General features: G+C 29.4%; 21 protein-coding genes. 2 read left to right on the top strand and 19 right to left on the bottom strand.

Annotated elements, in window-relative coordinates; translation table 11 throughout:
* Position 1 precedes the first annotated feature (1 nt).
* From HLB29_RS01290 to trkA, 5 genes are all read right to left on the bottom strand, one after another.
* On the bottom strand, positions 2–721 hold the full coding sequence (locus tag HLB29_RS01290) for a metal ABC transporter ATP-binding protein (RefSeq protein ID WP_330604306.1): 720 nt from the start codon (positions 719–721) through the stop codon (positions 2–4).
* Between the two features lie 110 nt (positions 722–831).
* Positions 832–1,761: a metal ABC transporter solute-binding protein, Zn/Mn family gene (locus HLB29_RS01285; protein WP_185623350.1), complete on the bottom strand. Its 930-nt coding sequence runs from the start codon at positions 1,759–1,761 to the stop codon at positions 832–834.
* A gap of 271 nt (positions 1,762–2,032) precedes the next feature.
* Positions 2,033–3,550, bottom strand: a complete 1,518-nt coding sequence (locus tag HLB29_RS01280) for a dihydrolipoyl dehydrogenase family protein (RefSeq protein WP_185623349.1) — start codon at positions 3,548–3,550, stop codon at positions 2,033–2,035.
* 117 nt (positions 3,551–3,667) lie between these two features.
* Positions 3,668–5,119 carry a TrkH family potassium uptake protein gene (locus HLB29_RS01275; RefSeq protein ID WP_185623348.1) on the bottom strand — a complete coding sequence of 484 codons (1,452 nt, stop codon included), beginning with the start codon at positions 5,117–5,119 and terminating at the stop codon, positions 3,668–3,670.
* 8 nt (positions 5,120–5,127) lie between these two features.
* Positions 5,128–6,486, bottom strand: coding sequence for a Trk system potassium transporter TrkA (gene trkA, locus HLB29_RS01270; RefSeq protein WP_330604371.1), 1,359 nt, complete (start codon positions 6,484–6,486; stop codon positions 5,128–5,130).
* A gap of 449 nt (positions 6,487–6,935) precedes the next feature.
* Here trkA and HLB29_RS01265 point away from each other — a divergent pair, with 449 nt between their 5' ends.
* Positions 6,936–8,819, top strand: coding sequence for a glycine betaine ABC transporter substrate-binding protein (locus tag HLB29_RS01265; RefSeq protein ID WP_185623346.1), 1,884 nt, complete (start codon positions 6,936–6,938; stop codon positions 8,817–8,819).
* Positions 8,819–9,988: a quaternary amine ABC transporter ATP-binding protein gene (locus tag HLB29_RS01260; protein ID WP_185623345.1), complete on the top strand. Its 1,170-nt coding sequence runs from the start codon at positions 8,819–8,821 to the stop codon at positions 9,986–9,988. Before HLB29_RS01265 ends, HLB29_RS01260 begins: the two co-directional genes overlap by 1 nt.
* A 174-nt stretch (positions 9,989–10,162) precedes the next feature.
* On the opposite strand, the gene HLB29_RS01255 is transcribed toward HLB29_RS01260, so the two are convergent.
* The 14 genes from HLB29_RS01255 to cbiB form a co-directional block, all read right to left on the bottom strand.
* Positions 10,163–10,654 (bottom strand): flavodoxin domain-containing protein, encoded by a 492-nt coding sequence (locus HLB29_RS01255; RefSeq protein ID WP_185623344.1) that lies wholly within the window; start codon positions 10,652–10,654, stop codon positions 10,163–10,165.
* A 19-nt stretch (positions 10,655–10,673) separates the two neighbouring features.
* Positions 10,674–11,381, bottom strand: a complete 708-nt coding sequence (locus HLB29_RS01250) for a cobalt-factor II C(20)-methyltransferase (protein ID WP_185623343.1) — start codon at positions 11,379–11,381, stop codon at positions 10,674–10,676.
* 150 nt (positions 11,382–11,531) lie between these two features.
* Positions 11,532–12,323, bottom strand: a complete 792-nt coding sequence (locus HLB29_RS01245; protein ID WP_185623342.1) for a sirohydrochlorin cobaltochelatase — start codon at positions 12,321–12,323, stop codon at positions 11,532–11,534.
* A 9-nt stretch (positions 12,324–12,332) separates the two neighbouring features.
* Positions 12,333–13,097 carry a precorrin-6A reductase gene (cobK, locus tag HLB29_RS01240; protein WP_185623341.1) on the bottom strand — a complete coding sequence of 255 codons (765 nt, stop codon included), beginning with the start codon at positions 13,095–13,097 and terminating at the stop codon, positions 12,333–12,335.
* Positions 13,094–13,819: a precorrin-3B C(17)-methyltransferase gene (gene cobJ / locus HLB29_RS01235; RefSeq protein ID WP_185623340.1), complete on the bottom strand. Its 726-nt coding sequence runs from the start codon at positions 13,817–13,819 to the stop codon at positions 13,094–13,096. The genes cobK and cobJ overlap by 4 nt, the downstream gene beginning before the upstream one ends.
* Positions 13,816–14,973 (bottom strand): cobalt-precorrin 5A hydrolase, encoded by a 1,158-nt coding sequence (locus HLB29_RS09750; protein WP_185623339.1) that lies wholly within the window; start codon positions 14,971–14,973, stop codon positions 13,816–13,818. The genes cobJ and HLB29_RS09750 overlap by 4 nt, the downstream gene beginning before the upstream one ends.
* Positions 14,974–15,007: 34 nt before the next feature.
* On the bottom strand, positions 15,008–15,784 hold the full coding sequence (locus HLB29_RS01225) for a cobalt-precorrin-4 methyltransferase (protein WP_185623338.1): 777 nt from the start codon (positions 15,782–15,784) through the stop codon (positions 15,008–15,010).
* A gap of 18 nt (positions 15,785–15,802) precedes the next feature.
* The gene (locus HLB29_RS01220; protein ID WP_185623337.1) at positions 15,803–16,360 is read right to left on the bottom strand and encodes a decarboxylating cobalt-precorrin-6B (C(15))-methyltransferase; all 558 of its coding nucleotides are present in this window, start codon (positions 16,358–16,360) and stop codon (positions 15,803–15,805) included.
* A 17-nt stretch (positions 16,361–16,377) separates the two neighbouring features.
* Positions 16,378–17,052 carry a precorrin-6y C5,15-methyltransferase (decarboxylating) subunit CbiE gene (cbiE, locus tag HLB29_RS01215; protein ID WP_207719484.1) on the bottom strand — a complete coding sequence of 225 codons (675 nt, stop codon included), beginning with the start codon at positions 17,050–17,052 and terminating at the stop codon, positions 16,378–16,380.
* Between the two features lie 117 nt (positions 17,053–17,169).
* Positions 17,170–18,336 carry a cobalt-precorrin-5B (C(1))-methyltransferase CbiD gene (cbiD, locus tag HLB29_RS01210; protein ID WP_185623336.1) on the bottom strand — a complete coding sequence of 389 codons (1,167 nt, stop codon included), beginning with the start codon at positions 18,334–18,336 and terminating at the stop codon, positions 17,170–17,172.
* Between the two features lie 29 nt (positions 18,337–18,365).
* Positions 18,366–19,004 carry a cobalt-precorrin-8 methylmutase gene (locus HLB29_RS01205; RefSeq protein ID WP_185623685.1) on the bottom strand — a complete coding sequence of 213 codons (639 nt, stop codon included), beginning with the start codon at positions 19,002–19,004 and terminating at the stop codon, positions 18,366–18,368.
* Positions 18,958–19,896, bottom strand: a complete 939-nt coding sequence (locus HLB29_RS01200) for a GHMP family kinase ATP-binding protein (protein WP_185623335.1) — start codon at positions 19,894–19,896, stop codon at positions 18,958–18,960. Before HLB29_RS01200 ends, HLB29_RS01205 begins: the two co-directional genes overlap by 47 nt.
* 3 nt (positions 19,897–19,899) lie before the next feature.
* Positions 19,900–20,988 carry a pyridoxal phosphate-dependent aminotransferase gene (locus HLB29_RS01195; RefSeq protein WP_185623334.1) on the bottom strand — a complete coding sequence of 363 codons (1,089 nt, stop codon included), beginning with the start codon at positions 20,986–20,988 and terminating at the stop codon, positions 19,900–19,902.
* On the bottom strand, positions 20,966–21,931 hold the full coding sequence (cbiB, locus tag HLB29_RS01190) for an adenosylcobinamide-phosphate synthase CbiB (RefSeq protein WP_185623333.1): 966 nt from the start codon (positions 21,929–21,931) through the stop codon (positions 20,966–20,968). Before cbiB ends, HLB29_RS01195 begins: the two co-directional genes overlap by 23 nt.
* Positions 21,932–21,933: the final 2 nt, after the last annotated feature.

The raw sequence follows: 21,933 nt of genomic DNA, 5'->3' as shown, positions 1-21,933 counted from the left end.
TTTATCTCCTCCTTGCCATCCATTCCATAGGCGTTGTATTTTTAAATACCTCGCTACACTTTCCTTGTCCTTTAACTACTTTGTCTATTACAACTACATGATCGAAATAATCTATTAAAGTATTCATATCATGGTGAACCACTATTATAGTTTTACCATGCTTTTGAAATTCTTTAAATTTTTCCATGATTATATGTTCGGTATTTTTATCAACTCCTGCTAGAGGTTCATCCATGATATAAATATCAGCATTTTGATTTATGGCTCTTGCAATAAAAACTCTTTGCTTTTGACCGCCAGATAAATCGGCTATATGTCTATCTGCAAACTTTTCCATCTTCATTTGCGTTAATGCATCGTATGCCATTTCCTTTTCTTTTTTGCTAATTCTATGAAAGACACCTTTATTTCCATACTGCCCCATCATAACTACATCCAATACCGTTATCGGAAAATCCCAATTTACAGATTCGGTTTGAGGAACATAGGCTATTTTCTCTCTCACATCTTCATATCTTTTTCCCCAAAATCTGGTAGTTCCGGTAAGTGGTTTCATCAAACCCATCATTCCTTTTAATAATGTTGACTTACCGGCTCCATTTGGACCTATTATAGCAGTTATAGATCCTTCTATAAAATCCACATCTATATCCCAAATTACAGGAGTATCAACATATGCCATTGTCATATCTTCAACTTTTATTATCGTATTTTCTTTCAAATTTATCTCTCCTATCTTAATTAAATACTATATATCGATTAATTATTACTTTCAATAACTTTATAAATGGACATAGTCAGCCAATATCGGCTGACTATGAAATACAATACTTATTTTAAATTATCATATATTAATTTTACATTGTGTTTATACATATCAATATATGTACTTCCTTCTTTACCTGTTGGTGCCAACGAATCTGAGAAAAGTTCTTTTCCCTCTCCTGATACTACATTTACATCAAATCCCTTTGCTTTTACGATTTCTTTTAATTTATTCATTCTTTCAGGATTTGTTGTACTTTCAGAAAATATAGCTTTAATTTTATGTTTAACTATAAAATCAGCTGTTTTTTCAATATCTTTATTTGCTATTTCTGAATCAGTACTTACACCTTGTGGTGCAACAACTTCTATATTATACATTATAGAAAAATAATTAAATGCATCATGTGGTGTAATTAAATATCTATGTTCTGCAGGTATTTCATCCAACATTTTCTTATTTTCTTCATTAAGTTTATCTAACTGCATATTATATTCTTTTGCTTTTTTCATAAACTCATCTTTATTATCCGGCAATAATTCAGAAAGCTTTATACTTGCTTCATCTACAGCTTTTTTATAAAGATTGATGTCAAACCAAAAATGAGGATCTATTATTTGATTTCCGTCTTCCTCCATTTTTCCGACTTCTTTTTCAGTAAAATTTTTAGTCACAGGCGCACCCTTTTTTTCAAGTATATCATTCATCTTTCCTTCAAAATGAAGTCCATGGTATAAAACTAAATCTGCTTTTTTAATCTTATTTAAATCGTCCGGTTTTGCAACATAAAGATGCGGATCTTCACCAGCTGGAATCACCATTTCCACATTAACCTTGTCCCCTGCAATTTGATTCACCATATCAGCAATAAAAGATGTAGTTGCAACGACAGTTTTTTTATCATTATCCACACCACCATTGTTTGCAGTATTTCCACAACCTGCGGAAATAAGAAGTACGAAACACAATGTTATTATTGAAAGTATTTTTTTCATTATTAGCCTCCTTAAAAAAAAATTTTAGCTTTACCTAAATTATATCATAATAAAAACTAATTTCAAGTATTTTTTCATATTTTATGCGTTAATATCAATTTTTATATATTTAAAATCTAATTATATTTTTTAGTATTTATAAAAAAATAGCTTTCTGAAAATTAATTTAGTCAGAAAGCTATTTTCCATTAATTTTATAACTCTTTATTCTTACTAGAAATATTTAAAACCACGTATAATCCAATATAATTTTTATGCAAAACATTATATATTACCGATCAAAATCAACATAATACTGAGTCCACATTGCAACCTCACTCAATGCCGGATGTGGCACCATAGTCTCATTTACAGTAGTTACTAAGTTTGGCTGAAGATACCTGGTATGATTTTTATCCCTCAAAATATTTGTCGTTTCAGAACCAATATCTTCATTTAATACTCTAATACTAAGCTCTCCAGTATTCATTAAATTTAAAAACGGTTGAATTAGCATGGATGCTTCCGGACCTATTGCATGAACTCCCAAAAATTCTTTTGTATTTTTATCAGCAACAACTTTAATAAAACCATCATCCGGATCTCCCGGTTCAAATCCAAGGGCATATCCTTTTGCCGTAGATGAATAGTGATGTGTTCCCACTGTCAATTCATATCCTGCATTTCTCGCCTGTGTTTCTGTCAGTCCTACATTTGCTACTTGAGGATAAGTATATGTAACAGCTGGAACCAGATCATATCTTGCAAATCTGTAATCATCTATACTTTCTGCTATAAATAAATTGTGTGCCAATATATCAGCTTCATAATTAGCCTTATGTCTAAACTGTGCAAGACCATTGATATCTCCAAATGCATAAATGCCGTCGACACTGGTTTCAAGAAATTCGTTAGTTACTATCCAGCCTTTTTCATTACATCTAATATTTGTATTTTCCAATTTTAACCAATCACCATTAGATTTAATTCCCGGCGCAATCAAAATCTCCTCACCTTTAACTTCAAATTCCTCTTTAGTTTCTTTGTTTTTAAATTTCAATACTTTTAAGCCATTTTCTATTTTGATAGATAGCGTTTCAGAGTTTAAAAATACATTAATTCCAAGTTTTTCAACGTCGTTTAATATCTGAGCGGAAATCTCCTCATCTTCTTTTGGTAAAAGTCTTACATTACGCTGAATGATATTAACTTCTGTCCCGGTAGCTGAAAAAACATGGGCGAATTCGACTCCAATTGGACCTCCTCCTACAATAATAAGACTCTTGTACGGTTTATCCGGATATTTTTCACCAAACAAACTTTCTGAAGTTATATATCCTACCTCCTCAAGATTTTTAATTGGAGGAACATTAGTCCTGCCACCGGCACCTATAAATATTTTATCAGCACTCATCACATCAGATTTTCCGCCTGAATTTAAATCTACTTGTATCTCTCTATCAGAAAGAAAATATCCCATACCTTCGTAAACATCTAAGTTTTTGACTTTATTGTAAAAATTCTTTAAACCTTCACTCTCATTAATTTTACTCCATACTCTTTGTGACATCTTATCCCAGTCAATTTCGGCCTTACTTGCTTTCACTCCGATTTTATGAATATCCTCTGATTTTCTAACATAGTCAGCTGCTGTAACCATTATTTTAGTAGGTATACATCCCCTCGTGAGACAGGTACCGCCAAATCGTCCAACTTCAATTTGTGCACATTTCAATCCTTTTTCCAATGCAGCTTCAAGTATAATATTCGCGCTTCCGGTACCAATAAAAATTGCATCATATTTTTTCATAACCTATCTCCTTTTTATACAAACCTTTTTTATAATAAAAATAAATAAAAAACAGAAATCAGATACTTATAAAATTTATATGTTAACTTATATTATACCATTTATATGATTGCTAAATTAAAATCTTCTCTTATAAATTCTTGGACTGAACAATAATAATATAGGGAATATTTCCAATCTTCCAAGTAGCATATCTAAAGATAATACTATTTTTGAAAGATCTGAAAATGTAGAAAAATTCCCGGTTGGGCCAATCAAATCACCAAATCCCGGCCCTACATTATTTATACAAGTCATTATAGAGGTAATAGTAGTTTCAAAATCGAACTCATTAATTGATACTATCAGAAAAGATAATACCAATAATAATGAATAGATTAATAAATATGCAGATACACTCCTTATTACATCATCACTAATTATTTTACCATCCATTTTTATATTTGATACAGCTCTCGGATGTATCACTCTTTTTAATTCCAACTTGATATGCTTTAGCATAATTAAAACTCTTGAAACTTTTAATCCACCACCAGTAGAACCGGCACACGCTCCTACCAACATAAGTATAAGTAATATTGACCTGGAAAAATGAGGCCATAAATTGAAATCAGTAGTCATAAAACCTGTAGTGGTTATTATTGTAGCAACCTGAAATGATGCATATCTTATTGCTTCCGGTATTGTATCATATACATTTCTTAAATCAATGGTTATCAAAACAATTGCAGTAAGTATTATAATCAGATATACACGTAATTCTTCACTTCTTACTATCCTTGAAAATTTATTTAATATGGCTAAATAAAATAAATTAAAATTAATCCCAAATAATATCATAAAAATTGTTATTACACCATCAATGTAGGCGCTATCATAATGTCCAATGCTATCTGATTTTATGGAAAAACCTCCCGTTCCAGCTGTTGAAAAAGCATGAACTATACTATCAAAAAGTGGCATTTTTCCCAGCATCAAAAATATTATCTCAAATAACGTCAAAGCAACGTAAATAAAATACAATATTTTTGCAGTTTGTTTGGTCTTTGGAACCAATTTATCCATAGTAGGCCCCGGAACTTCTGCTTTCATAATATGAACGGATTTACTTCCTGCCAACGGTATTATAGCCATTACAAATACCAGTACTCCCATTCCTCCTATCCAATGAGTAAATGAACGCCAAAACAATATCCCTTTAGACAATGATTCAATATCTACAAGTATGGTTGAACCGGTAGTTGTGAATCCTGACACTGTTTCAAAAAAAGCATCTATAAAACTTGGTATACTTCCTGTTATATAAAATGGAAGAGAACCTATTATCGAAAATATAATCCAAGCAATACCTACTATTAATATTCCGTCCTTTGCAAAAATATCAATTTTTCTAGGCTTTTTCATCGTAAATATATACCCTACTAATATAAAGAATACAGCAAGTAAGCCTATTTTCTTAGCAACATCATGTTCACCGTATATCAGCGAAACGATTGTTGGAATAAGAAGAAGCATTCCCTCTATTTTCGATATATTCATAAGTATATAGACCATCATTTCATAATTCATTTTTTCCTCTACTTATCAACACTAACTACAATATCTTCAACATCACTAATATTTAAACTTGAAGTTACTATAATTATGTTATCTCCTTCACTAATATAATCATTTCCTTCAGGAATTATTATTTTTCCCTCTCTAACTATACATGCAACTAATATATCGTTTCTAATTTTTAATTGCGCAAGGGGAATATCTGCTATCTTACACCCTTTTACCACAGTAAACTCCAAAACTTCAACTCTATCATTTATAATTCTATATAAACAATTAAGTTTACTTCCCATAGAATTGTTCATACCTTTTACATATCTTAAAATAATATTACTTGTCAAATCTTTTGGGGATATTACAGTATCTAAATTAAATGAATCGGTTAAGTTTTCAAATGTCGACTGACTTAATTTTGTAATTACCTTTGATACATTTTTCGAATTTGCAAACATAGAAAGTATTATATTTTCTTCATCCATTCCAGTTAAAGATACAAAAGCATCAACATCATCAATGCCTTCTTCTTCGAGTAATTGTTTATCCGTACCATCTCCATGAATAACATCTATATCTGGCAATAATTCAACCAATCTATTACAAGCATTCATATCTTTTTCTATCACTTTAACTTTTATATTAATATTTTGCAGTGTCTTACAAAGATAGTATGTAATCTTTCCAGCTCCAATTACCATAACCGTTCTTATTTTTCTTTTCAAACCACCAATTTTCTTTAAAAATATCTCTAAATTCTCATGTGAGGCAGCTATATTCAGCTTATCTCCCTCTTGAAGAATAATATTTCCTTTTGGTATAATTACCTCACTATTTCTCTGTAAGGCACAAATTAGAAATTTTACATTGAATGAATTTCTTATCTCATACAAAGATTTCCCTACTAGCGGGGATTCCTTGTATAACTTAAATTCTAATAATTCTACTTTTCCCTTGGCAAAAGTTTCTACCTTTATTGCTGATGGAAATCTTATAATTCTTGAAATTTCATTAGCTGCTACAAATTCAGGATTTATTACCATACTTAACCCTAACTCATCTCTTATATAGTTAAGCTGATTATAATATGCCGGATTTCTTACTCTTGCAATCGTATTTTTTGCCCCAAATTTTTTCGCAAAAAGACACGAAAACATATTTGTCTCATCAGAAGATGTGCAACCTATTACTAAATCTGCAGATTCTATACCCGCTTCTTTTTGGACTTCATAATCTATTGCATCACCACATATACAAGCCACATCTTGATGTGAATTAATTTTATTGATTACTTCTAAATTTTTCTCTATAACAGTTACATCATGAGCTTCTTGTGACAGTTGCTCAGAAATCTTTTTACCTACCTTACCGCCACCAATTACCACTATTCTCAAGATTATTTCCTCCTGCATTAAATAATTCATTATCTATTATTCAAAATTCATAAGCTAATTATATCATATATACTTGCTTTTGTAATTAAAGATAAGCTTATCTTCTAAATGTTATTTTATAACATTAGAACTTTAGTTTAAAGAAATTTTTATATGTTGACTCAGATTCATTAAACAGGTTTTTTATTATATTTTAAAATAAATATAATAAAAATAAAAAAAATATATTATATAGTAAATTAACCTCATTACTATTGTAAGAAATTTGACAATAATATATAATTAATATATAATAAATTATACTGATAATTCTAAATTTAATGAATTTTTCAATTCATTTTTTTATGATTTATTTACCGTTTTTATACTATATTAACTTATATATATTTGAAATTAGTTAATAATAGTATTTCAACAAATATTTTCATAGGAGGTATTATATGAAAAACAAGAAGATAAAGATTCTTTTAATTCTTACAATTGTATTTTCTTTTATTTTTCCAATTCTTTTTAGCAATCCCTCATTTTCTGCAAAGAAAAATCAAGAAATAGTTTTTGCTGATTCAGGCTGGGACAGCATTAAGCTTCATAATGCAATTGCAGGATATATCGCTTCTGAATTATATGGATATAAATGGAGGGAAGTTCCGGGTTCTTCAACAATAATGCATGAGTCATTGAAGTCAGGGGAAGTCGACATCATTATGGAATGTTGGACAGATAATATAGCCGACTATAAAAAAGACAAAAACAAAAACAGATTTAAGGAACTAAGTATAAATTATGCTGATAATAGACAAGGATTCTATGTACCTAGATATGTAATTGAAGGTGATAAAGATAGAAATATTAAGCCACTTGCTCCTAATCTAAAAAATGTCTGGGATTTAGAAAAATATGCATCAATATTTAAAGATCCGGAAGATCAGAGTAAGGGAAGAATATATGGAGCTATTCCAGGTTGGGAAGTAGACAGCATACTTTATAAAAAATATAAACATTATAAACTTGATAATACTTTCAACTACTTTAGACCAGGTTCCGATTCTGCTCTCTCGGCAGCTTTAACATCTGCGTATGATAAAGGAGAACCAATAGTTTCATATTATTGGGAACCTACATGGCTTATGGGAAAATATGATTTTATACTACTTCAAGATAAGCCTTACACAGAAGAAGGAAATAGAAATGGTGAAACGGAATTACCATCGGTTAAGGTCACTGTTGCTACAAGCAATAAATTTTTTGACAATAATAAAGAACTTGTCACATTCTTAAAAAAATATAAAACTTCCAGTGATCTCACAAGTGAGGCACTAGCTCATATGCAGGAAACAAAAGAAGACTATAATAAAACCGCAAAATGGTTTTTATCTAAACATCCTGAATTATTGGATCAATGGTTAAATAAAAAAGATGCTGAAAAGATAAAAAAATCTATTTCAAAAAATGCCACTAATCCTTTCTCATCTTTCTTATATGATTTTCCAATAAAAACAAGCTTTGATATTTCAAACATCGATAATAGCGTTAGAAACTTTAGTGTTAAACATAAAACCTTTTTCGATGCTATAAGAAATTCACTTATGAATTTAGTATCTTTTATCCAAGGTATACTAAATTTAATCCCATGGCCGTTATTTATGATTATAGTATATATTAGCGCTTATAAATCTTCTAAAAAACACGGCTCATCGCTTTTATATGTATTTTTCCTTTCATTAATAGGCGTATTTGGACTTTGGGGTCATATGAATGAAACACTGGCAATAGTTATAGCCTCTGTACTTATATCACTGCTATTTGGATTCCCTATTGGAGTTTTAGTATCTACAAGTGACAGACTAAATTCTATTATACGGCCAATACTTGATACTATGCAAACTATGCCGGTATTTGTTTATTTGATACCAGCATTACTGTTCTTTGGGCTTGGTAAAGCTCCAGCCGTCATTGCTACTACAATTTATGCTATAGTCCCTACAATAAGGATGACATCACATGGAATTAGACAGATAGATATAGATGTAATAGAAGCTACACAATCATTTGGTTCAACAAAAATACAATCTCTGGTAAAAGTAGAAATTCCACAAGCCTTGCCTACAATAATGACCGGAGTAAATCAAACTATTATGATGGCAATGTCAATGGTTGTTACAACATCTATGATAGGTGCTACAGGACTAGGTATGGAAGTATTAATCAGTGTAAATAGAGTTGAAATAGGAAGAGGACTTGTATCAGGAACTGCAGTGGTTATAATTGCTATAATTCTTGATAGAATAACTCAAGGTATGGTTAAAGGTGAGGTGAAAAAATAATGGAAAAGATAATAGAAGTAAAGGGAGTATATAAACTTTATGGAAATGATAAAAACCAAGCCTTAAAACTGGGAAAAGAAGGCAAAGATAAAGCTGAAATACACAAAAAGACAGGTGTTACAACCGCACTTTGGGATATAAATCTGGATATAAATCAAGGTGAAATTTTCGTAATAATTGGACTTTCAGGTTCTGGAAAATCAACTTTAGTCAGATGTTTCAATCTACTAAATAAACCTACCTATGGAGAAATTTTATTCAAAGGCAATAACATAAGCAAAATGAGTAAAAAAGAAATTTATGATTTCAAACGAAATAATATATCCATGGTATTTCAAAACTTTGGTCTATTAAGCCATCGAAATGTTATAGGAAATGTTGAATTCGGACTTGAAATAAGAGGTATGTCTAAAGAAGAAAGATATAATAAAGCTATGGAAATGATTAATTTAGTTGGTCTTGAGGGATTTGAAAATAGTCCTATTGACAATCTTTCTGGAGGTATGAAGCAAAGGGTAGGATTGGCCAGAGCTCTTGCAAATGATCCTGATATACTTCTTATGGACGAACCTTTCTCAGCACTTGATCCACTTGTTAGAAAAGACCTTCAATTTGAGCTTATGAAAATTCAAAGAAAATTAAACAAGACTATTATTTTCATCACCCATGATATAAATGAAGCCTTTAAACTTGGAGATAGAGTTGCAATTATGAAAGATGGTAAGATAATACAAATTGCCACTCCTGAGGAAATGACTACTAATCCAGCTAATGAATATGTTAGAAACTTTATAGAAAACGCTGATAGAAAAAAAATAATTAGCGTAAAAAATATTATGATTACACCTAGCTCAATAGTTAAAATTCATGATACGCCTAGTTTTGCAATTACTACTATGAGAAACAACAGTGTTTCTTCTGCTTACGTAGTTTCAGAAAAAATGAAATTTATGGGTATATTAAATATTGAAAGTGCAATTGAAGCTAAAAAACAAAATTTAAAAATAGAAGATGTAATCGAAAAAAACGTTTCAAAAACTGGAGCTGATTCTCTTGTAAAAGATATCATAGATACAGCTATAGTAACCAGATATCCTATTGCTGTAGTTGACGATGATGAAATATTAATGGGTATAGTAACAAAAGCAGATGTACTGTCCGCAGTATAAAAAAATATAATAGCTCAAAATTTTTATACCATAAACATAAAAATAGCGGTCTGATAAATTTGAAATTGATTTAACCAAAATTCCACACAAGGATATATTTTTCCTTCTAAAATCAATTTTAAAAACAAAGGCCGCTATTTATTATTTTAAAACGATTCTAATTAGTTTTTTTACTTAGAACACCTCTTTTTTTACAAATTTCAAAGCATTCTTCAAATCATTTTCATCCGGATGCCCTTTACTAATACCGCCTATCAACTTCCATGGTCCATACGTATCAAACCCTTTACAATGAAACTTTGATTTCAATTCCATTCCATTGTTATCTAAGTATTTCTCTAAATCACCACCATAATTTACAGTTACAAGGCCGGACGTAATAATTGCATATATAGACTTATTTTTTATAGTATCGATATTTTTATCCAGCCAGGAATATATTTCTTTTGATATTTTTCCATAGTAGATACCAGACCCTAAAATAATCTTTTCATATGAGCCGAGTTTATCTTCTATATGTATATTATTGCTATTTACCTCATCTATTTCTTTTCTATTATTAGCAATATTTAATGTATCTATCTCACAATTTTCAGCTAAATAATCTATTATCTTTTTAGTATTTCCATGATGTACCGAGTAATATACGACTAATATCTTGTTCATAAAATCACCACCTTCAAAATTATCTATTATATGTTTTGTTTATTAATATTGTAGTAAAATACGGAACTGAATCCATTTTTTTGACCTCCGATAAATCTTTAATTAAAACCTCATCTTCCATAGATGAATTTGAAACCATTATTGAACTTTTCTCAAGTCCTTTTTCAAAAATCAAATCTATTATACTTTTAAAATTTTTATAAACTTTCATCAACACAATTGATTCAAAATTATCTAACACATCATAAATTCTATGCATATCATCTGTACAAGATACTATAGCCAGCGATTCTCTATCCATAACCAATGGAAAATTATTGGAAGATGCTATATTTATAAATGATGAAATACCTGGAATTGTCACGACTTCTATATAATCTTTCAATCTTTCATATACGTATAGATAAGTTGAGTATATCATAGGATCACCTAGCGTTACAAATCCAACATTTTTGTTCTGTTTCACATCATTTACTATTTCTTTTGAAATGCTATTCCAAACATCAATTTTTTCATCCATATTATAATTCATCGGAAAATATCTTTCCTTAATCAAAATATCTTTATTCAAATATGGATTGGCTATTTTTTTTGCAATACTTTCTTTACCATTTTTAGATTGGGGAACATAAAGTATATCCAAAATTTCAAATATTTTAGCTGCTTTTATCGTAATCAATTCGCTATCTCCCGGACCTACCCCTATTCCATAAAATTTACAACTCATAGTAATTCCTTCCAATTTCAAATTTTCAAACTATATTTTAGACAATTGTTTTACTATATTCTATCACCTTTATAAAAATAATAATATGCTTTTTCGTTTCTTTTTACAGAAAACATTTAAATCAACATTATCATTTTAGAAAATACTTTTTTATAATTCATCCTTGAGGTTTTCAACAAATTTTCTCTGTATTTCGTCAAATTGACCTATTCCTTCTAAATGTACCTCGACTTCAAATCCTTTTTTTTCTAATATTTTTTTCCATGACTTATCATTATTTCCTGCCATATCATTTTTAGCATGATCACCTGAAACTAATAATAATGGTCTTAAATGAACTTTTTTTATGTTATTTTTTTCTAAAAAAAATAATACATCTTCTATTTCCGGGTAACCTTCCACCGTACCAATAAACGCTGGAGATTCTTTTACTCTCAATCTATAATCCAAAGCAGCATAAGACGAATGAGCTATATGCTCTGTTCCATGTCCCATCCATACTACTGCTGAATATTCTTTTTTAAAATCATTTTCTATATCTTTTTTACTTTTAATATCTATAAATTCTGCTATATATTTATAGTCTTCAAGTGTAGACAACAAAGGTCTTCCAATACAAATTTTACTGAATCTTTTTTTATAGGAATTTATTATATCAAGTAATTTATTATACTCCTCTCCACAAATCAAATGCAATGACTGAATATAGACCTCATCATAGCCTTTTTTACATAACATATCCATTAGTTCATCCGGAAAAAGAATTTCTTCATTATCTCTATTCTTTATTTTTTTAATAATCATTTTAGATGTCCATGCTCTAAAAAAATCATATTCTAGAAAACTTTTCCTCAATTCATTCTCACAAATTTCAATTGTTTTTTTTCTTGTATCTGAATGAGAAGTACCAAAACTAACAACTACCAATGCTTTTTTTGACATATTCCCCTCCTAACCAAATATTATGCTTTCCTCTATCTCTGATATATCATGTACTACCCTCTGATAATCAATTGTTTTTCTTTTTATAATTATAATTGGAATATCCAACTCATAACATGCATCTATTTTATCTAGAAAACCTCCTGCATATCCGCTTTCTTTTGTAATCACTACATCAACTTTAGCATGTTTTAAAAGAGCAATATTTATATCTTTACTAAATGGCCCCTTTATCGCTATAATATTATCAGCATTCAATCCCATGGCTTCACAACTTCTTATCACTTCACCTGTTGGAAGTACCCTAGCAACCACTCTTTTAGATTTTAGAAGTTTTATATATGTCCCCAAATTTTTACTACCGGTAGCAATAAAGACGTTTTCCCAATTTTCATTTTTCATTACCATATCACATGCTTCCTCTATCGTATCTACAATAAATTCTCCCTGATATCTTATTTTTTCAAGCAGAGATTTTCTCTCAAACCTAATATATTTTATATCGGTTTGCTCACACGCATCCATGGCATTTCTAGACACTTCAACCGCATAAGGATGTGTGGCATCTATTACCTGTCTAATTTCATTCTCTTTTATAAATTCAATCATCTCTTTTTTATCCATTTTGCCATTAACCACAATTTTAGCATGTGATGATGCTAATTCTTTACCATATTCAGTTGCAACCGAAAGTATGAAATCATTTATACCTAATTCATATAATCTATCACATATTTTCAAACTATCTGAAGTTCCTCCTAATACCAAAATCATATACTATACCCCCTAGGTGTTATTATTTTATTTCCATCTATGTAAGATTCTTTATTTCCTATAATAATCATAGTAGACATATCACACAACTCAAAATTCATCTTTTGAAATTCCACAATATACTCTTCTTGATTCATTCTACCTGAGTTTTTTACAATTCCAACTGGTGTTTCTGCGCCTTTAAACTCAGCCATTATTTCGAAGGCTTTCTTTAAGTGGTCACTTCTTCCCTTACTTCTTGGGTTGTATATACATATCACAAAATCAGCTTCAGAGGCAAGTTTTAACCTCTTCTCTATAACATTCCAAGGTGTCATAAGATCACTCAGACTTATCTGGCACATATCATGCATAATAGGTGCCCCAAGAACTGCTGCTGCTGATATGCTTGATGTTACACCCTGTATAACTTTTATTTCCTGCTTCTCTATTTCCTTTGTGTTTAGTTCGTATACTAATCCAGCCATACCATATATACCTGAATCACCCCCACTTATTACAGCTACATTTTTGCCTTTTTTAGATAAATCAATTGCAATTCTACATCTATCTATTTCTTGCCGCATTTCATTTTTTATTATTTCCTTGTCTTTAATCAAATCCTCTATTAGAGATATATAGGTTTTGTATCCAACTATCACATCACAATTTTCAATGGCTTCAATTGCCTGTAATGTCATATACTCCCTTTTTCCGGGTCCTATCCCTACCATATATATCATAATTTCAATTTCCTTCCTATAGATATCGTTATCCCGTTTTTTTTCAACTTTTGAGATATTACATTGCCATCAGTTGATATATGGCAAGATGGTTCTGCAACTGAATAAACTCCTATACTGTCCTTTACAAAATTTGACTTTTCATATAAAGAATCTACATTTGAAATTTCTTCTTTCGTATAAAAATGAGTTTCTATATTATATTTTTTTGCAAATTCCAAAATACATTTCTCATCTTTTTTTAAGTCAATACTGGATATACTTTTAATAGATGATATATTAATATTATTTTCAACCAAATATTCAATTACATTATTTTCAAAATCTCTTGCTTTAGTATATCTTTTACATCCTATGCCTAATACATTAAGTTTTGGAATTACAATAATAATATTTTTCTCACATAATTTTAAACCGGTATTAAAACACTTATCAATCTTTAAATCAATATTAATACTTAAATTTTTACCCATATTAAAATATGCATTATTATTTTTAATATTATTTAAATCTATATCAGTTATAAAAATACATTTTCTATCCACAAATTCTACAGATTTATCAATATATAAAATAATAGTTTCAATTTTTTCCTTAGATATAAATTCTACATCAAAACCATTCAAAGCATTTGAATATTTGCCATTTTCCTCGATAAAAAAACTTTTATATTCATTCTGAATAAACAATTTATATGAAATACCTTTTAACAAACCACTATTTATTTCTAGTGATAATTCTCCAAAGTTATCTACATATCCATTAATTTTTTTAACAATTATGTCAAATGAACCCTTGTTATTTATATCTGTAGCGGTTGTAATTACAGGATTTGAATTTATAACTTTGCTTATTTTAAGGGTTAATTCATTTGCACCACCTATATGCCCACCCAATAGACTTATTGTATTTTTGCCAAGTTCATCAATAACTATAACACCAGGATCAGTAAACTTACTTTCAAGCAACTCAGAAATACTCCTGACAACTATTCCAGTTGCCATGATAAATATTAAAAAATCAGCATTATTAAAAATCTTTTTGGAATGATTTTTAAATTGACTGTATGAAATTATTTCCCCCTCAAAAAAACTTGATATTTTTTCACATAGTTTTTTTGATTTTTCCGTAATGTAAATGTATTTAATGTCCACTTTTTAAAAATTCCTACTTTCTTAACATATATAGTTATAAAACTGTATTTTCATCATTTGCTTTCCTGTATTCATGCTCAAAATATTTATCATACAATTTTGAATAATTATATTTATCACCTAAAAAGTCACCTACTAGTATTAAAGCCGTTTTTCTTATACCCTCTGATTTTACCTTATTTGATACATTAGATAATACGCCTTTTACTATTTTTTCATCTTTCCATGTCGCTTTGTAAATCACTACTGCAGGAGTTTCTTCATTATAGCCACCTCTTAATAATCTTGACACCACTTCATCTATACTTTGTACAGAAAGAAAAATAACCATAGATGTCCTATGCGATGCAAAAAATTCCAATTTTTCAAGTTGAGGCACCGGAGTTTTTCCTTCTAATCTGGTAATAATAAGGCTTTGAGATATTTCTGGCACAGTGTATTCAATTCCTAATGAAGATGCAGCACCCAAAAATGAACTTACACCTGCAATGCTTTCATATTCTATTCCCAGTTTTTTTAATTCTTCCGCCTGTTCTCTAATTGAACCATATATTGAAATATCACCTGTTTGAAGTCTGACAACCAGTTTATCACTATCATATCCTTTTTTCATAACTTTGATAATTTCTTCTAGATTCATTTTCGAACTATCATATATATCACAACCATCTTTGCAATATTCAAGCAATTCGGGATTTACTAAAGATCCGGCATATATTACTATATCGGCTTTTGAAAGTATCTTGTATCCCTTTAATGTTATTAATTCCTTATCACCGGGACCAGCTCCTACAAAATACACTTTATTCATAATTTTTCTCCTTAAAACTTACTTTTTTGCAGATATAACAAATACCGGATTAAGAGGCTTAAAATAACTTCCTTTTCCTAATTTTTCCATCTTAGAAATTGATATCTGAATCATTTCAATATCTCTAAATCCTATCTCCTCAAGTTTTTTTTTGCATTCATAAAAATTATCTAGAAGTATAAAATTAGCAACTAAAACCCCTTCGTCAACCAAATTTTCATAAGTCCATTCAAGTATATCAGATAAATTATCTTTGCTACCGCCTATAAAAACAGCATCTGCTTTTTCATTCATTTTTATGAATCCGGGAGCTTCCCCATATATTTGCTTTACATTAGTCAATTTAAACTTTTCGATATTTTTTCTAGTTAATTCATATGCACTTTTTTCCATTTCTACTGAAATAACCGATATGTTTTGAAATTTATTTGCTACTTCTACAGTTATACTTCCGGTTCCCGAACCTATATCTACAAATAATTTTGCATTTTCTAAATTCATCTTGGAAACTGAAATTGCACGCACTTCTTCTTTGGTAATTGGAGCTTTACCTGTTATGAAATCGGAATTTTTCATAAAACCAACCTTTCTGATTATCTATTTAAAATAATAACACACATACCATAATTACATTTTTGCAGTATTTTATTGGCATCACCTATTATGATATTCTCATCGTCATAAGAGAGATTTTCACACACATAAATAGTATAGTCGAGTTCTCGACTTAATATTTCTTTTGCAATTTCAATTGGACCTATCTTGGAATCTGTAACCATTGCAATTTTATCATGCAAAAAAATAAAGTCAAAATTTGGCTCTCTCCCATGGCTACTAGTAATATACACATTGTTCATATTTAATTTTACTTTTGAAAAAGCATATTGAATTGAACTTATTCCGGAAATAATATTTATTTCTGTCATTTCTGAAAATGCTCTTTCAATATAATCTGCTATCCCATATACTGATGGATCTCCGGAAGCCAGTACAGTAATATCTTTTTTTATATTGTCCAATATATATTGTTTTAAATCCGAAAAATTTGAATCAAGTATGTAATATGATTTTTCTGACATTGCATTATTTCTATTTATCGTATCATTTTTATCTAATATAAAATTATGTTTTTCATTATTTATAATTTTTTTTAAAACATCTATATTTCTCTTTCCTCCAACCACTATATCAGACATCGATATGGAGTCCATAGCTATTTTAGTTATATAATCAATATTTCCCGGTCCAATTCCAACTACTGTAATCAACTTAATACCTCTCAAGTTTCTTCTCTGTAAAATACCATTTACTATAATACCTACTTCTATTTTTGTACTGTTTATACATAGTTACCACTTACACACCAAATTTTTTACTAAATATCTCTATATTTCCGATATTTTTCTTGCTAATAAATTTCCATCCATGCTAAATAAAAAAACCTCTATGTCTATATTATTTTCATCATTTCTCATATATTTTTTTGCTCTATCAGTTGCCTTTTGAGCTAAAATATCAAACACGTCTTCATAGCCTTTTTCATATATTATTGGAATCATTGCATCAGTTGTTATGCATGAATTTATTTCATCTAAAAAATCTTTTTCAGCCCCCATTAAAGCTAAATTTGATATCATTATTTCTGTCCTTGCATCAGCAACTCTACTGTGCGTATTCATTATACCTGCAGACAACTTTATAAGCTTACCTAAATGACCGGCTATAATAATTTTTTTAAATCCAAATCTCTTGCATTCCATCAAAATATATCCTATAAAATTGCCTATTTTTAGAATTTTATTTTCATCATAGCCATATTTTTCGACCATATTTTTAAATCCTATATTTCCGGGAACTAAAATAATCTCATTTAAAGCTTCTTCTTTTTTTATAGATAACTCTGCTGAAAGTGCTTTTTTCCAACCATCATCACTCATTGGTTCTACAATTCCCGTCGTTCCTATAATAGATATTCCATCTACTATACCCAAATTTCGGTTAAATGTTTTTAATGAAATTTCCTTTCCTTTAGGTACAGTAATGGTGACTAAAATTTTTCTGCCATACAGGAAACTGTTAATATCAATATCATATTCGTCTATTGCTTTTTCTATTTCGCTACATATCATTTTTATAGGTACGGGATTTATTGCCGGTCTACCCACTTCTACGCTAAGTCCTTTTTTTGTAACAAGTCCTACTCCTTCTCCGGATGTTATCTCAACATAATCAAGTTCAGATTTACACCTATTCTCCGGTAATTTATCACTATTTATTATTTCTACTTTTGACAAAATATCTATGCCATGAGTTGAATCAATATCATCACCGCCATCTTTTTTTACTGAAGTTAATACATATTCTTTTAATATTTCTTGATTTTCAACTTCAATGGATATGCAAATTCCCTTTGGAACATCAATTTCTATACTTTTAAGTTTTTTTCCTGTTATAAATGATATTAAAGAAGCCTTTGTAGCTGCAGCAGCACAAGTACCTGTTGTATATCCTCTTTTATATTTTTTTCCATCAACATATACATATTCTTCCATAAATTTATCCAATCCATATAAATATATATCTATTTAAAATAATAGTATAGTATTGCATTTATTATAGCTGCCGCAAGATTACTCCCACCTTTTCTCCCTTTGGAAATAATACATTCAATTTCAGAGTCATATAACTTGTTTTTAGAATCCTCTGCTCCAACAAATCCTACCGGAACTCCTATTATTACGCTTGGTTTCAATAATTTTAGTTTATGTAATTCAATTGCTTTATATACTGCAGTAGGTGCATTACCAAATACAAAAACTTTATCTCCACTCTCTTTACTTGCTACCTCAACTGCAGCCATTGATCTTGTAATTCCCTTTTCTTTTGCTAATTTTACTGTTCTGGAATCTGAAATAAGACAGGAGTATTTACATCCTATTTGTTCTAGCATATGCTTATTTATTCCACTTAGAGCCATCGTTGTATCAGTATATATAGTAGCACCATTTTCTAATGCATTTTTAATATTATCTATGGCATTCTCAGATATTTTTAAAATATCTAAATAATCAAAATCGGCAGTTGTATGAATGGCTCTTTTTATTATTTCTTCTTCTATTTCATTTTTAAACTTATATTCAGGTCTGATCTCATCAATTATTTCCTGAATTATTTCAAAACTCTTTTCTTCTATTTTCATCGGATTTTTTATGTAATCCATCATTTTGCCATCCTTTCCTTAATCCGCCTTCTACAATTTTTCTAATATATTGCTTTTTATATATTTTAGAAATATCAGAGTTTCTTATTTCATCTATCATTCCATCTTTATTTGTCTTATCGGACACCAAAATTCCGACAACTGTTCCCGTATGAGATATATTTACAAATCCTGCATTATATTTTTTAGAGATTTTTATTATTTCTCTTAAATATGGAGTAGTCTTTATTTTTTCATTTGCCAAGGCACTATTCTCACAAGCTCTTCTTACTTTTTTCATATCTTCATTTCTAATTCCTTCAGCCAAAAGATTAAATGAGTTTGTTGTAAAAGATTTATTTTCAATCAAATTTGTATAATAATCGCTTTTTTGTCTTATTTTAACTGTATTAATTCTTCTATATGGCTCCAAAATCAATACTTCATCATAAGGTAAAGCTCCTAACTCTTCTATCTTTTTCCCTTTTATTGGATCAAAGACACAGATTTTTTTGTAAAAAATAGAATCTGTCGGTTCTATTTTTGCTACTAATTTAGAAATTTCATCTTCACTTAAATCTTTATCAAGATAATCTAAAGCTGCCATTACACTGGCACCAATATCAGCAGTAGAACTGGCCATACCTTTTCCAACGGGTATATTACTTTTAATAAATAAACTGATATCAAGCAATTCCAATTTAGGGATACCAAAATAATCAAATACCAATTCAACAGCCTTCATCGATTTTGTTTTATTAAAGCGATTACTTTTTTTTCTATTTCTCTTCTCCACTATCTTTGCATTGGAATAAAGATCTATACAATATGAGCTAATACATTCATTTTCCCCCATATAACCTTGCACTAATTCTCCACAAGTTGATGGACATGATCCTAATCCTATCTTCATAAACTAAACCTTTCTCAAACTAGAGAATATCTCCTCTAGAGCATTAATTATTTTTAAATTATCTTTTCTTCTCTTGATTGCTATTCTGAAATAACTATTATCTAGTCCGGCAAATGAACTAGCATCTCTTATTATTATATTGTATTCCCTTATCATTAAATCCTTAAGAAATTTAGAATTAAATTCATTATTATTTATTTTTATAAGTAAAAATGCCGAATCCGATTTATATATCTTTAGATTATCTATTTTTTTCAAACTAGAAAGTATAAATTCCCTTTCTTTTTTATATTTAAATCTGCAAATTTCAGCAAAATCATTATCTTGAAGTAACACAGGTATAAGATTTTCCACTATTGAATTCACAGTCCAAGGCTCTTTTATACTCCAAATATAATTTATATAGTTCTTATTTTTAGACATCATATATCCAAATCTCAATCCCGGAATCCCATAGAACTTGGTCACCGCTCTTATCACAAAGATATTACCATAATCTAAATTAATAGCAGAATACCTTCTATACTCTTCACAAAACTCTATAAAGGTCTCGTCTACCACTATCTTTTTTCCATATTTTTCACATGTTTTAATAAGTTCTGACAAATCTCTTACTCTTCCATCAGGATTGTTGGGATTACAGACAAATACTACTTCTACATCCTTTATTTTCTGTTCATCAACAACTATTTCAAAAGTATCTTCTAACTCATTCATCATTATTTCAACGACTTCAAGGCCGACTATTTTAGCTGCTCTCGCATACTCAGTAAATGTCGGGGATATTATACCTACCTTACCGGAAATTGATCTTATAAATAAAAAAATCAGTTCGGTTGCACCATTTCCTACACAAATATTATCCTCATCTATAAATACATTTTCTTTTTTAAAGATATAATTAGCAATATTCTTCCTTAATGAAATATATTCTATATCAGGATAATTTTTTATACATAAAAAATTCTTGCATATATGCTGAGCTATATTTTCAGGTAAATAAGGGTTAGTATTTGAGCTGAAATCCAGTAAATCCTTATCTGCCCCATAAATCCTTTTAATTTTCTCACTATCTGCTCCGTGAATAAACATAAATCCCCCATATAAAAATAAATAATACCAATGTGACAAAAGTTGAAAAATACAAAAGTTTTATGCTTTTTCTTATATCATTTCTTTCTATCTCTCTCCTTTTATCACCAATTGTAGGTTTAAATACGCTTTCACCAAAATAAGTGTTAGTTCCTCCAAGCTGTATTCCCAATGCTCCTGAAACCGCTCCTTCAGGATATGCACAATTTGGACTTTTGTGATTTTTCCTATCTCGGATACCTACCTTAAAGCAATTTTTATAATCGTAACCGAGAAAAAAGCTGGCTATTGAAAATGATATTAATGAAATTCTTGCGGGTATATAATTAAATAAATCATCCATTTTTGCTGAAAACATACCTATATCTTTATATCTCTCATTTTTATAACCGATCATAGAATCCATGGTATTAATCGCTTTATACATAATAGCTAATGGCACACCTCCACAAAAAGCATAAAACATCGGTGAAATAGTTCCGTCTACTGTATTTTCTGCTACAGTTTCTACAGTCGCTCTAATTATTTCATTTTCTGATAAATTGACAGTATCTCTGCCAACTATATAAGATAATTTTTTTCTGGCCTCATCTATACTCCCCTTTTCCAAAGCTATATAAACCTTAATAGCCTCATTAGCAAGACACCTGGTTGAAAAACATGTACACAACAATACTATTGTAATAATACTATCTAATATTGTATTAAAATTAAATACTCTACAAACTATATAGGCTGCTATATATGATATTGATGAAGTAAGTATCCATATCCCTATTCCAGCAGTTTTTAACCTGATAAAATGATTTCTTGAAAATTTTTCTAAAATAGATATCATTCTTCCTATAAATATAACCGGGTGAGGAAACCAATAGGGATCTCCTACTATTAAATCTAAAATATAAGAGATAATTATAATTACTAAAAATAAATAAGATTCCATAA

It is taken from the genome of Peptostreptococcus canis (genome assembly GCF_014229965.1).
GTDB lineage: Bacteria > Bacillota > Clostridia > Peptostreptococcales > Peptostreptococcaceae > Peptostreptococcus > Peptostreptococcus canis.
The sequence above is the reverse complement of the archived record's forward strand: the minus strand, read 5'-3'. Positions and strand labels throughout refer to the sequence as shown.

Coding starts and splice junctions, on each gene's coding strand:
- HLB29_RS01200 (WP_185623335.1), bottom strand. CDS start 19,896: ATGAAGATAGGATTAGGATCATGTCCATCAACTTGTGGAGAATTAGTG.
- HLB29_RS01280 (WP_185623349.1), bottom strand. CDS start 3,550: ATGAAAAAATATGATGCAATTTTTATTGGTACCGGAAGCGCGAATATT.
- HLB29_RS01260 (WP_185623345.1), top strand. CDS start 8,819: ATGGAAAAGATAATAGAAGTAAAGGGAGTATATAAACTTTATGGAAAT.
- HLB29_RS01195 (WP_185623334.1), bottom strand. CDS start 20,988: ATGTTTATTCACGGAGCAGATAGTGAGAAAATTAAAAGGATTTATGGG.
- HLB29_RS01275 (WP_185623348.1), bottom strand. CDS start 5,119: ATGAATTATGAAATGATGGTCTATATACTTATGAATATATCGAAAATA.
- HLB29_RS01220 (WP_185623337.1), bottom strand. CDS start 16,360: ATGAAAAATTCCGATTTCATAACAGGTAAAGCTCCAATTACCAAAGAA.
- HLB29_RS01285 (WP_185623350.1), bottom strand. CDS start 1,761: ATGAAAAAAATACTTTCAATAATAACATTGTGTTTCGTACTTCTTATT.
- cobK (WP_185623341.1), bottom strand. CDS start 13,097: ATGATTTTGGTATTAGGAGGAACTTCAGATAGTTTGAAAATATGTGAT.
- HLB29_RS01245 (WP_185623342.1), bottom strand. CDS start 12,323: ATGTCAAAAAAAGCATTGGTAGTTGTTAGTTTTGGTACTTCTCATTCA.
- cobJ (WP_185623340.1), bottom strand. CDS start 13,819: ATGATATATATGGTAGGGATAGGACCCGGAAAAAGGGAGTATATGACA.
- HLB29_RS01265 (WP_185623346.1), top strand. CDS start 6,936: ATGAAAAACAAGAAGATAAAGATTCTTTTAATTCTTACAATTGTATTT.
- HLB29_RS01255 (WP_185623344.1), bottom strand. CDS start 10,654: ATGAACAAGATATTAGTCGTATATTACTCGGTACATCATGGAAATACT.
- cbiD (WP_185623336.1), bottom strand. CDS start 18,336: ATGGAAGAATATGTATATGTTGATGGAAAAAAATATAAAAGAGGATAT.
- cbiB (WP_185623333.1), bottom strand. CDS start 21,931: ATGGAATCTTATTTATTTTTAGTAATTATAATTATCTCTTATATTTTA.
- HLB29_RS01250 (WP_185623343.1), bottom strand. CDS start 11,381: ATGAGTTGTAAATTTTATGGAATAGGGGTAGGTCCGGGAGATAGCGAA.
- HLB29_RS01225 (WP_185623338.1), bottom strand. CDS start 15,784: ATGAATAAAGTGTATTTTGTAGGAGCTGGTCCCGGTGATAAGGAATTA.
- HLB29_RS01205 (WP_185623685.1), bottom strand. CDS start 19,004: ATGGATTACATAAAAAATCCGATGAAAATAGAAGAAAAGAGTTTTGAA.